Origin of the sequence: Mangrovihabitans endophyticus (assembly GCF_014646155.1) — a bacterium.
GTDB classification, from domain to species: Bacteria; Actinomycetota; Actinomycetes; order Mycobacteriales; family Micromonosporaceae; genus Actinoplanes; species Actinoplanes endophyticus.
The window spans coordinates 11,789-25,222 of record NZ_BMMX01000028.1; the positions used below are offsets into that span (position 1 = coordinate 11,789).

12 protein-coding genes are annotated in these 13,434 nt (G+C 70.7%); 3 read left to right on the forward strand and 9 right to left on the reverse strand.

The features are described 5' to 3' along the window. Positions 1–26: 26 nt before the first annotated feature. Entirely contained in the window at positions 27–2,045 is a 2,019-nt protein-coding gene (locus IEY73_RS23760; RefSeq protein WP_229716091.1) for a neutral/alkaline ceramidase, read from the reverse strand. A gap of 176 nt (positions 2,046–2,221) precedes the next feature. Between IEY73_RS23760 and IEY73_RS23765 the strand changes: the two genes are divergently transcribed. Then, a complete protein-coding gene (locus IEY73_RS23765; protein ID WP_229716092.1) occupies positions 2,222–3,226 on the forward strand; it encodes a LacI family DNA-binding transcriptional regulator in 1,005 nt (334 codons plus the stop codon). 35 nt (positions 3,227–3,261) lie between these two features. Here the strand turns inward: IEY73_RS23765 and IEY73_RS23770 are convergent, their stop codons facing one another. Then, entirely contained in the window at positions 3,262–4,224 is a 963-nt protein-coding gene (locus IEY73_RS23770; RefSeq protein WP_189081520.1) for an alpha/beta hydrolase family protein, read from the reverse strand. Positions 4,225–4,333: 109 nt separating this feature from the next. Further along, complete coding sequence (locus tag IEY73_RS23775; RefSeq protein WP_189081521.1) at positions 4,334–5,230, reverse strand: alpha/beta fold hydrolase; 897 nt, start codon at positions 5,228–5,230, stop codon at positions 4,334–4,336. 108 nt (positions 5,231–5,338) lie between these two features. On the opposite strand from IEY73_RS23775, the gene IEY73_RS23780 reads away from it, so the two are divergent. After that, the gene (locus IEY73_RS23780) at positions 5,339–5,905 is read left to right on the forward strand and encodes a TetR/AcrR family transcriptional regulator (protein WP_189081522.1); all 567 of its coding nucleotides are present in this window, start codon (positions 5,339–5,341) and stop codon (positions 5,903–5,905) included. Positions 5,906–5,920: 15 nt separating this feature from the next. Here IEY73_RS23780 and IEY73_RS23785 read toward each other — a convergent pair whose 3' ends face one another. Then, entirely contained in the window at positions 5,921–7,468 is a 1,548-nt protein-coding gene (locus tag IEY73_RS23785) for a GntP family permease (RefSeq protein WP_189081523.1), read from the reverse strand. 152 nt (positions 7,469–7,620) lie between these two features. Between IEY73_RS23785 and IEY73_RS23790 the strand changes: the two genes are divergently transcribed. Next, positions 7,621–7,776 carry a hypothetical protein gene (locus IEY73_RS23790; protein WP_189081524.1) on the forward strand — a complete coding sequence of 52 codons (156 nt, stop codon included), beginning with the start codon at positions 7,621–7,623 and terminating at the stop codon, positions 7,774–7,776. A 150-nt stretch (positions 7,777–7,926) separates the two neighbouring features. On the opposite strand, the gene htpG is transcribed toward IEY73_RS23790, so the two are convergent. The 5 genes from htpG to IEY73_RS23815 form a co-directional block, all read right to left on the reverse strand. Then, a complete protein-coding gene (htpG, locus tag IEY73_RS23795) occupies positions 7,927–9,783 on the reverse strand; it encodes a molecular chaperone HtpG (protein ID WP_189081525.1) in 1,857 nt (618 codons plus the stop codon). 90 nt (positions 9,784–9,873) lie between these two features. After that, entirely contained in the window at positions 9,874–10,350 is a 477-nt protein-coding gene (locus tag IEY73_RS23800; RefSeq protein WP_189081526.1) for a hypothetical protein, read from the reverse strand. A gap of 194 nt (positions 10,351–10,544) precedes the next feature. Continuing rightward, entirely contained in the window at positions 10,545–11,930 is a 1,386-nt protein-coding gene (locus IEY73_RS23805) for a nucleobase:cation symporter-2 family protein (RefSeq protein ID WP_189081527.1), read from the reverse strand. Positions 11,931–12,059: 129 nt separating this feature from the next. Beyond that, complete coding sequence (locus IEY73_RS23810; protein ID WP_189081528.1) at positions 12,060–12,251, reverse strand: hypothetical protein; 192 nt, start codon at positions 12,249–12,251, stop codon at positions 12,060–12,062. Between the two features lie 192 nt (positions 12,252–12,443). Continuing rightward, positions 12,444–13,334, reverse strand: coding sequence for an alpha/beta fold hydrolase (locus IEY73_RS23815; RefSeq protein ID WP_189081529.1), 891 nt, complete (start codon positions 13,332–13,334; stop codon positions 12,444–12,446). Positions 13,335–13,434: the final 100 nt, after the last annotated feature.

Genomic DNA, 13,434 nt, shown 5'->3' on the forward strand with positions numbered 1-13,434 from the left:
CCACACGCCGGCGGCCCGTTCGCGTGTCAGCCGACGGTGAAGGCGCGGCTGGCGCCGGTGAACGGGGTGATCACGCCGAGCAGGTTCTTCGCATCGCCGTGGTGCACCACGCGGTAGGTGCCCGCGGGCGTGTCGGCGGGCACGGTCCAGGTGATGTGCGCCGTGGAGACGCTCAGATACTCCCGCTCCCAGCGATAGGTCGTCTGCCATTCGGAGTCGGTGACCACCGTGTGCCACTGCCCGCCGGCCTGCCGCTGGATCTCCACGAAGGTGCCCTCGTCGCGCAGGTTGTTGTTCGGGTGGCCGGTGACGAAGTCGACCCGCACGGTGGCGCCCCGGCCGTACGCGGCGCCGGGCTGGACGAGCACCGAGCCGAACGACTTGCCCAGCGGCGGGGTGTCCAGCACCACGCCGGGCCGCGCGCTGATCCGGTTCTGCGGCAGCGCGGGCGGGCGGACCGTGCTGGGCGTGGTTCGCCCATCGCGCAGCGCCGCCGCCAGCTTGGCGAGTTCCTGCTCGTACGCGGGTCCGGTGTACCGCCCGAAGTGGGTGGCCGCGCCCTCGTAATGCTGCAGGTCGTACTCCTCGGGCGTGGCCACATATCCGGCGTACGTGTTGGCGTACCCGGCCAGGATCTGGTGCGTGGTGACCCCGCTGAGCTCGGCGTCGACCGCGTCGCGCACCCGCTGCCCGGCCACGATGGTGAACTCGCCCGGTGCCGTGGTGACGGCCAGTTGCCCGATGCGCAGCACCTGCAACGGCATGACCTGCGGCGTCCACGGAGGGTGCTGGCTGCCGGTGCCCAGGAACACCTGCTTGGGCGCCTGGCACGCGCGTACGTCCGGCGGGGTGGGGTTGACCACGATGCCGGCCAGCAGCAACAGCGGGTTGGTGCGCATGTCGCCCTCGTCGACGATCGGCGGGCCGGGCCCGTCCTCGGCGCCCGCGGTGAAGTTCTGCCCCAGCGCGCCCGGACAGGTGTGGTGCGGCTGCCCGTCCGGGGTGTACGCGCCGGACACCTCGACGTCGGAGAAGTCGACGTAGCGGCCCCGGAAGTCGATCGGGCCGGTCAGCTCCTCGGTGGCCGACGCGTACAGCTCCTGCGCCTTGTCGGCCTGCCGCTGCCCGATGATGCGGGTGTTCTCGAACTCGTCGTCGGTCGGGCCGAGGGCACCGCCGTCGCGCAGGTTCGGCGACATGTCGCCGGCGTTGGTCTGCGCGAACGCGGCGACGAAGGCACCCCGGTGCGCCCAGTCCACGCCGTGCACCCCGTCCTCGATCAGGTGTGCGGCGTACCCCTTGTTGTCGGCGCTGATCAGATGGTTGGACGGGGTCATCGACGTGCCATGGGTGGGGAAGAAGTCGATCATACCGACGCCGGTGCCGCCCTGTTCGAAGCGCAGCACGGTCATCCGGGTGTCCACCGCGTCCGGAAAGCGCGCCTGGTCGGCCGGCGGGTCGGCGCGAAAGGCCGGCAGCGAGCGGTTCACGTTGGCGCCGCGCAGGGTGCCCTCGGCGATCTTGACGGTGCCGGGCGCCAGGCTCGCGTCGGCGGCGTCGATCGCCCGCACGATCCCGGACACGATCGCTTCGAAGACCGGCGCTTCGAAGCCGAAGGTGGTGAGGTTCCAGAGCGTGTACTCGGAGAAGCCGCCCGGCCCGGAGTGGGTGTGGGTGGCGGTGATCACCACGTTGGCGTCGCCGTAGACGTCGCCGTGTTCCGCGGCGAGGCGGCGCAGCACCTCCTGCTGCACGGCCTGGCTGACGAAGTCGATCTCGGTGCTGACGAAGGCGACGTGCCGGCCGGCAGCGTCGGCCACCACGAACGCCCGCGCCCACTGCCGGGACGCCAGGCCGGCGGTGGTCTGCCCCGGATCGGCGTACCCGAGCATGCCGACTTCCGCGGCTTCGCCGGTGATGTCGCCGATGCCCACGCCGACCAGATATCCGCCCGGTGGCGCGGCCGGCGCCGGGCCGCCGGTCAGGGCCGTCACCAGCAGCAGCACCGCCGAGGAGACGGCGAGAAGACGGGTACGCAGCGACACGTCGGCCTCCCGGAGGGGCAGTGAAACCGGTCGATATGGCCAAAGGTTAATGCCTCTCACGTTTTACCGCAGCGTGAGCTGAGCGAGGGCTGTGAAATACTTCCGAGACTTGCGGTCGAAACTTCCGGCCGTACGGGCTCGGGAGGGGAACGCCTGTGACCGTGGACGGCAGCCGCGTGACGATTGCGACGATCGCGCGCGAGGCGGGGGTGTCGGTGCCCACCGTCTCGCGCGTGCTGAACGGGCGCACCGACGTCTCGCCCCAGACCCGCGACCGCATCGAGCGGCTGCTGCACGAGCACGGCTACCGGCGGCGCGCCTCCCGTCGGCAGCCGGGCCGGGCGGCGCTGATCGACCTGGTCTTCAACGACCTCAACAGCCCCTGGGCGGTCGAGCTGATCCGCGGCGTGGAGGAGGTCACCCACGCCGCCGGTGTCGGCACGGTGGTGTCCGCGGTGCACAGCCGGTCGTCGTCCACCCGGCAGTGGCTGCAGAACCTGCGCGCCCGGGCCTCGGACGGGGTGATCTTCGTGATCACCGAGATGACCCTGCCGATCCACGCCGAGCTGCAGCGGCTGAACATCGCCGCGGTGATCGTGGACCCGGCCGGCGGGGTCGCCACCGGCGTGCCCACCATCGGCGCGACCAACTGGGCCGGCGGGCTCAGCGCCACCCAGCACCTGGTGGAGCTGGGACACCGCCGGATCGCTCTGGTCGCCGGGCCGAAGAACGTGCTGTGCAGCCGCGCCCGGCTGGACGGGTATCGCGCCGCCTTGGAGGCGGCCGGCATCCCGGTGGAGAAGTCGCTGATCGCCCAGGGCGACTTCTACCACGAGTCCGGCTTCACCGCGGGCACCGAGCTGCTGGCCCAGCCGGACCCGCCGACCGCGATCTTCGCCTCCAGCGACCAGATGGCGCTCGGGGTCTACGAGGCCGCACGCCGGCGCGGCCTGCGGGTGCCGGACGACATCAGCATCATCGGCTTCGACGATCTGCCGGAATCCCGCTGGGCATCGCCGCCGCTGAGCACCGTGCGACAGCCGCTGGCGGAGATGGGCGGGCTGGCCGCGCGCACCGCACTGCGGCTGGCGGCGGGCGAACCGATCGAGACGCCCCGGGTGGAGCTGGCCACCGAGCTGGTGGTGCGCGACAGCACCGGCACGGCGCCGCAGCCCGGCTGATCAGTGAGCCGGCCCGATCAGCGAGCCGGCCCTTTTCAGAGCTGGTCGTCCAGGGTGGCCACGCCGTCGACCGCGGCCGCCTGCGGGATGCGTCCCTTCGCCGCCTCGTCGCCGTCCAGGCTCCAGCGCAGAAACTCGGTCGTGGTGCGGGTGACCGCCTCGAAGGAGTCGCCGGTCGTCAGGTGCCCGCCGTCGGTGATCGACAGCATCGCCCGGGACCACGGTGTCGCCGCGAAGACGGTGTGCCCGGCGGACCACGCGATGGTGTCGTCCTTGCGCCCGTGCACATAGAGCATGGCGGCCGGCGGGCCGGTGAACGGCGCGCCGAGGAAGTCCGTGCCGGCCAGCACCACACCCGCCGTGAGCCGGTCGTCGCGGTGGGCGCTGAACAACCCCACCGTGGTGATGCCGCCCGCGGAGTGACCGGCCGCGCCGAGCCGCGCCGGGTCCACCGCGGCGCCCAGCGGGTCACCGCCGCGGGCGAGCACCTGATCGATCACGGACGAGGCGTCCGCCGGCTGGTTGACGATGTCGCCCGCGTCCAGGTCGTCCGCGCCGTGCGAGGTGTGCGGGTAGGTCGGCGCGGCCACCACGAACCCGGCCTGCGCCCACCGCGCCAGCATGCCCGCGTAGTCCTCCGGCTGCGCCGTGTACCCGTGACTGAACAGGATCATCGGGAACCGGCCCGGCGCCACGTCGGCGCCGTCCACCGGGTCGGGACCGGCGGCCGGCGCCGCGCCGGACGACGGGTACCAGAACCGGGTGGGCAGCGCCCGTGCGCCGCGGGCGAAATCGACGTCGCGGCGGCCGACCGCGAACGCACGGTCCGGCGCGCTGCCCGCTGGCGGCACGTACGCGGTGACGCTGCGCGGCGCCAGCGACGACGACGCGGTCGACGCGGCGATCGGCGTGTCGCTGCTCAGCCCGGCCTCCCCACAGGCAGACAGCGCGCCGGTGCCCGCCGCGGCGGCAGCCAGGAGCAGAGTTCGTCTACGCATGGTGATCAGTCTGCCCCGCGCATCTGTGACGACCTTGAGAAAGTGGCGAAGCATACGTCACCGTTGGTGATGAGACCGGCGACCCGGCCCGCCGTCGCCGGCGGTCCCCTCATCGCCGGAAGAATCCGAGGAGTTCCCGGGCGACCGCCTCCGGCGCCTCTTCGGGCACGTAGTGGGCCACCCCGGGGATGACCACGCCGGTGACGTCCTTCGCCACGAGGCGCATCACCTCCTCGATCGCCGTTCCGTACGACAGTTCGCCTCCGATCGCCAGGACGGGCATGTCCAGTTGACCGTCGTGGTGCCAGCCCACGACCTGCGCGACGGATTCCTCGGCCCGATAGAACTGGAAGCTGGCATGCAGCGCGGCCGGGTCGCGCAGCGCCTCGACGTACAGGTCGACGGCGTATTGCGGGATGGCGTCCGGGCGGCCCGCCTTCGAGGCGAACTGGTGCCCGAAGTAGATCTCCTCCCGGCCGGCGACCATGCGCTCGTTGATGTCGTGCAGCCGGTTGAAGGCGAAATGCCACAGAAATTCGTTCATGGCCGGATCCATCATCAGCGGCGGCGAGGGTGACAATCCCGGCAGGATCGCCTCGGCCACCGCCAGTCTGGTGACCCGGCCCCTGTGGCGAGCGGCCACCGCGTACGCCACCATCATGCCGAGGTCGTGCCCGGCCAGGTCAAAGCGGTCATGGCCGAGGCCGGTCATCACCGACGCCATGTCGTCGGCCAGGTTCGCGGCGTCATAGCCCGTCGCCGGTTTCGCGCTGGCGCCCATGCCGCGCATGTCCGCTGCCACGACGGTGAAGTGTTCGGCCAGGGCGGGCATGACCAGGCGCCAGGAGTACCAGAACTTGGGCCACCCCGGCAGCAGCAGAAGCGGCGGCCCGTCGCCGCCGACGACGGCATGCAGGGAGACGTCACCCACGTCGATGAACCGGCTGCTGAAGACATCGGTGAATCCCGGAGCAAGATTCGGCACGTCGGAAACGGTGAATCGCATGGATTCCCCTCCCCCGGGGAGCGGCGCAGAGGACCGCGCCTGAGATGGATGATCTATCCACTTCACCCTATCAAAGCTAGTGGATAGATCATCCAGTAATCTGGACGCGTGACGTCCGCCCCGCTTCGCAAGGATGCCGCCCACAACCGGCAGCGCATCATCACCGCGGGCCGCCGCATGGTCGACGAAGGCGAGCCGCTGCTCCTCAACGACGTGGCACGCAGGGCGGGAGTCGGGGTCGCCACCACCTACCGCAACTTCCCCACCCCGGAGGCCCTGCTGGAGACCATCGCGGCGCCCTGCTTCGCGTCACTGATCGACGAGGCGCGGGCCGCTCTCGCCGCGCCGGACCCCGGCGAGGGACTGACCGCCCTCCTCGGCACGATCGTGGACGCCCAGGTCACCGATGCCTCGCTGTCTCCGGTGATGGCGGCTGCCCGCAACGCCCTGCCGCAGACACAGACCCTCAAACAATCCCTGGTCGTCTCGGCGGCCGAGGTGCTCAGCCGCGCCCAGAACCACGGCGCCGTGCACCGCGACCTGACCGTCGAAGACCTCGTCGCGATCGTGTGCGGCATCGCCCATGCCGCACACGTTCGCGCCCACGACCGGGAGGCCGTGCGTGTCGCCGCGAGGCGCTACCTGCACGTCGCGTTGCACGGCGTACGCCCCTGAGCAGAACCGGACCCCTCAGACCACCAGGCTCAGCAGCAGCACGCAGGCGAAGCCCACCACCGAGATGATCGTCTCCATCACCGACCAGGTCTTGATGGTCTGCCCCACGGTCATCCCGAAGTACTCCTTGACCAGCCAGAACCCGGCATCGTTGACGTGCGAGAAGAACAGCGAGCCGCACCCGATGGCCAGCGCCAGCAACGACACCTCGGGCGTGCTCAGCGTCCCGGCCAGCGGGGCCACGATGCCCGCCGCGGTGATCGTCGCCACCGTCGCCGACCCGGTCGCCACCCGGATGCCCACCGCCACGAGGAAGCCCAGCAGCAGCGCCGAGATGTTCGCGTCCTTCGCGGCGTCCGCGACCACGTTGCCCACGCCAGCGTCGACAAGCACCTGCTTGAAACCACCGCCGGCGGCGACGATGAGCAGGATGCCGGCGATCGGGGGCAGCGCGCCGCCCACCACCGCCGAGGTGCGCGCCCGGTCGAACCCGGCACGCTTGCCCAGCGTCCAGGTGGCCAGCAGCACCCCGGCCAGCAGCGCCACCACCGGCTCCCCGATGACCTCAAGGGCGCCACGCACGCCGTTGTCCTCGGCGAGGGTGAGTTCGGCGACGGCCCGCAGCAGCATGAGCACGATCGGCAGCAGCACGGTCAGCACGGCGGGCCAGAAGCCGGGCGCAGGCCGGGGCGGCTCCGCGGCGGGCTCGTCGCGCGCACCCGTGACGGCGTTGTCCAGCTCATCCGGCCGGGCCGGCTCATCCGGCCGGGCCGGCTCATCCGGCCGGGCCAGCTCATCCGGCCGGGCCAGCTCATCCGGCCGGGCCAGCTCGCCGGGTGCTCCCCCGTCGGCGCCGCGCCCGCCGACCGCGGCGGCATGCCGCTCGGCTACCAGGCCGGCCGGCACCGCGACCGGCACCCGGCGGGCGATGAAGTTGCCGAACACCGGGCCGGCCACCAGCACCGTCGGGATCGCGCAGATCAGCCCGAACACCAGGGTCAGGCCCAGGTTGGCGTGCAGGTTGGCGATCGCGGCCAGCGGCCCCGGGTGCGGCGGCACCAGGCCGTGCAGCACGGACAACCCGGCCAGCGCCGGAATGCCGATCTGCAGCAGCGGCACCGACGTGCGGCGCGCCGCCAGCAGCACGATCGGCACCAGCAGGACCACACCGACCTCGAAGAACAGCGGCAGGCCGACGAGCGCCGCAACACCGGCCATGGCCCACGGCAGGGCCGTGCCGGAAACCTTGGACACCACCGTCGCGACGATGCCGTCCGCACCGCCGGACTCGGCCAGCAGGGTGCCGATCATCGCACCCAAGGCGATCAGCAAGCCCACGCTGCCCACCGTGCTGCCCACCCCGTCGGTGAACGACTCGACGGTCGCCGACGGCACCGCGCCGGCCACGATGCCGAGCACCGCCGCACCCACCACCAGGGCCAGGAAGGGATGCCACTTGGCGAGCGCGATCAACAGGACCACCGCCGCGATGCCGAGCACCGCGGCGAGAACGAGCTGAGAGGTGCCGGCATCGGTGATGGCCTCGGCGGTGAGGGGGGTCATGCGGTGCGCGTACCCCGTACGGGTGAACTCTAAGCACCGATTCGATCACGCAAAGATTCCGGGGTGACGCGGCGGTCGATCTCCCAGAAATCGTCACTCATCCGTGTCACGATCCCTTCCGGGAGACCGTCATCGCCGGAGGGGGTGCCGCAGTGAAAAAGGTCGTCGGCTGGATCGTGCTCGCACTGGTCATCTTCTACATCGGCACCAACCCGGGTCCGGCGGCCGACATCGCCCGGAGCCTCGGCGACGGCGTGGCCAACGTGTTCCGCAACATCGGCGCGTTCTTCTCCGACCTGGCCTCCTGAGGATCTGGCCTCCCGAGGGACCTGGCCTCCCGAAGATCTGGCCTCCCGAGGGACCTGGCCTCCCGAGAGACCTGGCCTCCCGGCAGCACCGGTGTGCGGTCCGCCGGCGGCGCCCCGTGTGAGAGACGGAAACGCCACCGGCGGGACTGCTCACACCGTGCGCGCCAGCCGGTCCGCCAACAGCTTCGCGAAACGCGCCGGGTCTTCCAGGTCGCCGCCCTCGGCCAGCAGCGCCGTCCCGTAGAGCAACTCCGCGGTCTCCGGCAGGGCCGGATCGTCCGCCTTCTGCTCGTGCGCCGCCCGCAGCCCGGTGACCAGCGGGTGGTTCGGGTTCAGTTCGAGGATCCGCTTTACGCGCGGCCCTTCCTGGCCCATCGCCCGGTACATCCGCTCCAGCGCGGGCGTCATGTCGTCGGCGTCGCTGACCAGGCACGCCGCGGAGGTGGTCAGCCGGTGTGACAGGCGCACGTCCTTGACCTGCTCCTCCAGCGCCCCCTTGAGATAGGTCAGCAGGTCCGCGTACTCGCCCTCGGCGGGCTTGTCCTCGTCGGTGTCCTCGCCGAGGTCGACCGCGCCCCGCGCGATGGACTGCAGCTTCTTGCCGTCGTAGTCCGCGACGGCGTCCACCCAGATCTCGTCCACCGGGTCGGTGAGCAGCAGCACCTCGTAGCCCTGGGCCCGGAACGCCTCCATGTGTGGCGAGTTCTCCACCTGGGCGCGCGACTCGCCGGTCAGGTAGTAGATCTCCTCCTGGCCCTCCTTCATCCGGGAGATGTAGCCGGCCAGGGTGGTCATCTGCTCCTCGCCGGACTCGGCATCAGACCCGGCGGCGGTAGACGCGAACGACGAGATGTCCAGGATGGCCTTCTGGTTGTCGTCGGCGGCCAGCAGGCCCTCCTTGACGACGCGGCCGAACTCTTGCCAGAAGGTGCGGTACTTCTGAGCATCCGAGGACATCATGTCGGTGACCGTGGCGAGCACCTTCTTCACCAGGCGCCGCCGGATCATCTGGATGTGCCGGTCCTGCTGCAGGATCTCCCGGGAGATGTTCAGCGAGAGGTCGGCGGCGTCCACCACGCCCTTGACGAATCGCAGGTAGTCGGGCATCAGCTCGCGGCTGTTGTCCATGATGAAGACCCGCTTGACGTAGAGCTGCAGCCCGTGCGGGGCGTCCCGCTGGAACAGGTCGTGCGGGGCGCGGGTGGGCAGGAAGAGCAGCGCCTCGTACTCGAAGGTGCCCTCCGCCTTCATGTTGATGATTTCGAGCGGATCGCTCCAGTCGTGGCTGATGTGCCGGTAGAACTCCTTGTACTCCTCCTCGGAGACCTCCGAGCGAGGCCGCGCCCAGAGCGCCTTCATCGAGTTGAGCACCGCGTCACCCATGCGGATGGGGAACGAGATGAAGTCCGAGTACTTCTTGACGATCTCCCGGATCTTCCCGTCGGCCACGTAGTCGAACAGGGCGTCCTCTTCGTCGGCCGGGCGCAGATGTACGGTGACCGCCGTGCCGACGGCGGCGTCCGCGTCGTCGTCGATGGTGTAGGTGCCCTCGCCGCCGGACTCCCAGCGGATGCCGTGTTCGGTGCCGGCCTTGCGGGTGACAAGTGTGACCCGGTCGGCGACCATGAACGTCGAGTAGAAGCCGACACCGAACTGGCCGATGAGCTCCCGCGACTCGGCGTCCGACTCGCGCAGCTTGCGCAGCAGTTCGGCGGTGCCCGATTTGGCGATGGTGCCGATCAGCTCCACCACTTCGTCACGCGTCATGCCGATGCCGTTGTCGCGGACGGTCAGGGTCCGCGCTTCGGTGTCCGCCTCGATGTCGATGTGCAGGTCCGACGTGTCGGCTTCGAGGCCGTCCACCAGCACCGCGAGCCGCAGCTTGTCGAGCGCGTCCGAGGCGTTCGAGATCAGCTCCCGCAGGAAGATGTCCTTGTTCGAATAGATCGAATGGACCATTAGCTGCAGAAGCTGCCGCGCCTCGGCCTGAAACTCCAGCGTCTCCATGACACCCCGTCTCCGTGGGATCAACCGTTTGCTGGAGAGATGGTATGACTTCGCCCTCCGTGAGCGGTCACGGACGCCCGGTGCGCCCGGCTACCGCTGATCGCGGCGGGAGTGGCGGAGTAGCCGGCGGAACCGGCCGACCATGTTCCCGCCGGCGGGATGCTCGTCGGCCTCCGGCCCGTCGTTCCACCAGCCGATGCGCGTGTCGCGGACGTCGGTGTACCCGAACACCGCCGAGAAGTCGCGCCGGTTGCGGGGCCGGTGGTCGTCGTCGTGTTCCGCGGGCGAGGCGGCTCCCGCGCCCTCGGACGCGGCGGCACCGTCCCCAGACTCGCCGCCCCCAGACTCGCCGCCCACCGTCGCGGCGGCCCCGACCTGATCGGCCGCGACCTGATCGGCTCCGGTCTCGGCGGCCCCGGTCTCGGCGGCCCCGGCCTGGTCACCGTCGGTCTGGTCGGCACGGCACCGCCCGCCGGCCCGCGCCTGGTCGCCGCCGACAGTGGCGGCGCGGCCGAGGAAGCGTGCACGCAGGTCCTTCGTGGAGGAGGTCTGCCAGTCGTCGGTCATGCGCAACCCACTCCGTCGCCGTCACTGTCGCCGCCCCGACGATAACCGCATCGGCACGTCGCGTCTGTCCGCCAATGATCTGCCAACAACGCCCGAAAAGAAAGAATCAAACGAGTGAAGCCTCTGTCCATGCCGACGGTCACCGCGATGGTGGCGAGGCCAGGGCATCCGACCCGCGCCCTAAAATACATCGATCACCGTGGGTGTGTCGCGGGTTCCGGCGTGCCGTCCGGGGTGCTCGCCTGGTCCGCCACCGGCGCGTCCGGGCGCCCCCACCGCAGGTGGTTGAAGAGCAGGTTCAGCGCGAACACGATAACCACCGTCGTGGTGATCGAGCTGCCGAAGACGATCTGGATCTCGTCGGGGAGCTTGCCGTAGAACGCGGGTGCCACCACGGGGACCATGCCCGCACCGATCGCCACCGCCACGATCAGCAGATTGTGGTTGCCGTCGAACTCCACACGGCGCAGGCTGCGGATGCCCACCGCCGTCACAGTGGCGAACATCACCAGGGCGGCGCCACCGATGACCGGGCCGGGGATCGCCGCGATCACCTCACCCAGCTTCGGGATCAGCCCCAGCAACACCAGGATGACGCCGGCCGCGGTCACCACGTACCGGCTGCGTACCCGGGTGACCTGCACCAGGCCGACATTCTGCGCGAAGGCGGTGTCGAGAAACGAGTTGAAGGTGCCGGCCAGCAGCCCGGAGACGCCGTCGGCGGCCAGACCGCGCGCGATGTCGTTCTCGGTCAGTTCCCGTCCGGTCAGTTGCGCGACCGCGATCATGTCGGCGGTGGATTCGACATAGATCACGAGCATCACGACGCACATCGACACGATCGCCGCCACGGGGAACTGCGGTGCGCCGAAGAAGAACGGCCGGGCCAGGCCGAACCAGGCGGCGTCGGCCACGGCGCCGAAGTCGACGAGTCCCATGAACGACGCGGCCACCGTGCCGGCAGCCAATCCGATCAGCACCGCCAGCGAGACCAGGAATCCGCGGCCGAAGCGGTTGATCAGCACGATCAGCAGCACGATCGCTCCGGCCAGGGCGAGGTGACTGAGGGCGCCGTATCCGGGCGCGCTCTCGTCGTTGCCGGCGATCAGGCCGGCCCCGGCGTCGATCAGCGACAACCCGATGACCGTGATGACGGTGCCGGTGACCAGCGGCGGGAACAGGTGGATGATCTTCGCGAAGGGCTTGGCAATGAGCAGCCCGAACACCCCTGCGGCGAGCATCGAGCCGTACACCGCGGGCATGCCGTACCGGCTGCCGATGAGGATCATCGGGTTGAGGGCGGTGAATGTCGCCCCCGCCACGATCGGCAGGCGCACCCCGAGGATCCGGCCGACGCCGAGGCTCTGCACACAGGTGATCACGCCCGCCACGAACAGGTCGGCGTTCACCAGGACCGCGACGGTCGAGGTGCCGAGCCCGAGCGCGCCCCCGACGATCAGTGGCACGGCGACACAGCCGGCGTACATGACCAGCACGTGCTGCAAGCCGAGAACGGCGAGCCGCCCGGCCGGCAGCATCTGGTCGACGGGATGCCTGTCGGCGGCCCTCGCTTCGGACATCGGAGCCTCCCTGGTGGCCGCACGGGCGGGATGCCAGGGATTCAACGCCGCGGATGTTTTCCCCGCGCTTCGCCGTGTTGCCGGCGTGTGAATGCGGGAAGCCCGTGGTCACCCGGCGGGGCACCGTGCTCAGTCCGGGCAGCCCGGCCCGGTGGGCAGCCCGCCGTCGATCCGGTAGCCGGAGATGTCGCCCCGCACGTACGGACGCAGGTCCTCGACGGTGCGCGGCGCCGCGTCGTGGTCGACCAGGTAGGCGGTGGTGGCCTGGTCCAGGGCACGGCAGGTGGCCTGCCCCGCGACCTCTCGGGCTCGGGCGGTCAACCCGTCGGGATCCAACGCAGAGTAACAAGCAGCCGATATACCCAGGGTGATAGCAGCTCCCACAGCAAGATGACTGACGTGCATGAAGACACCTTAAGCGATATCACGCAGAGTTTCTATCGATCGCCACGGCAGAGAGATGCTACTCAAAGTGTTTGACGTCAGACTGTGCGGGAAGGCCGCCGAGCGCGTTCACGGCGCGGACCCGGGCACACCCGCCGGTGGCAGCCTCTCGGTGCTGGCCAGGATCTCCGCCACCACCGGTGACCACACCGCCGGGGGCGGGAACTCGTGGCCGACCCCCTCCATCGCCACCAGCCTGGCGTGTGGCATGCCGGATGCCAGCTCCCGCGCCCGCGCCATGTCCGTCATCGTGTCCAGCGTGCCGTGCAGCACCAGGGTGGGCGCGGCCACCGCCGCCAGCAGGTCCGCGCTCGGCGGGGTGGCCACCACGATGCGGTGGTTCCGGTGGCAGGCGCGCATGTCCCGGGTGCGGTCGAAGACCCGCTCCGCCAGGCGGCGCAACTGCGGCTCGTCGGCGGTGAACGGGCCGCCCGCCCGCTGCGTCTCGCGCACCAGATGGTCCACCACGGCACCGCGATCGGACCAGTCGATCTCGCCCGGCGTCGCCCCGGCGTCGGCTCTCCCGGCCACCGCGGGCGGCGGTCCCGGGCCGATCCGGGTGCCGGGCGTCGCCGACGCGGCGCACATCAGGGTCAGCGACCGCACCCGCGCCGGGTGTGCCAGGGCGACGCGCAGCGCCAGCCCGGCTCCGCTGAAGATGCCCGCCAGGTGGACGACGCCGATGCGCAGCGCGTCCAGCAGACCGGTCACGTCGGCCACCAGGTCGCGCAGCGTGTACGGCGGAGCCCCGGCCGGGAAGGACGTGGAGCGCCCGGTGTCGCGCTGGTCGTACGCGATCACGAACCGCCCGCCGGCCGCGAGCCGGCGGCAGAACTCGTCGTCCCACCAGTCCATCGACCGGGCCGACCCGGCGATCAGCAGGATCGCCGGGTCGCTGCGTTCACCCCAGGTCCGGGCGCACAATTCGGCGCCGGGCACCGGGAACATGGTGTCGTGCATCGCGGTCCCCTCGTCGCGGTGGCCGCATTCTCGCCCGCGCAGACGACGATTCGGCCGGCAGCGGAGGACGAGTTGTGTTAAATCTGCGATATATCGTCCC

What these genes read in the sequence shown, in the direction of transcription:
- htpG (WP_189081525.1), bottom strand. Translation starts at nt 9,783, where the DNA reads ATGGAGACGCTGGAGTTTCAGGCCGAGGCGCGGCAGCTTCTGCAGCTA.
- IEY73_RS23800 (WP_189081526.1), bottom strand. Translation starts at nt 10,350, where the DNA reads ATGACCGACGACTGGCAGACCTCCTCCACGAAGGACCTGCGTGCACGC.
- IEY73_RS23785 (WP_189081523.1), bottom strand. Translation starts at nt 7,468, where the DNA reads ATGACCCCCCTCACCGCCGAGGCCATCACCGATGCCGGCACCTCTCAG.
- IEY73_RS23805 (WP_189081527.1), bottom strand. Translation starts at nt 11,930, where the DNA reads ATGTCCGAAGCGAGGGCCGCCGACAGGCATCCCGTCGACCAGATGCTG.
- IEY73_RS23815 (WP_189081529.1), bottom strand. Translation starts at nt 13,334, where the DNA reads ATGCACGACACCATGTTCCCGGTGCCCGGCGCCGAATTGTGCGCCCGG.
- IEY73_RS23775 (WP_189081521.1), bottom strand. Translation starts at nt 5,230, where the DNA reads ATGCGATTCACCGTTTCCGACGTGCCGAATCTTGCTCCGGGATTCACC.
- IEY73_RS23770 (WP_189081520.1), bottom strand. Translation starts at nt 4,224, where the DNA reads ATGCGTAGACGAACTCTGCTCCTGGCTGCCGCCGCGGCGGGCACCGGC.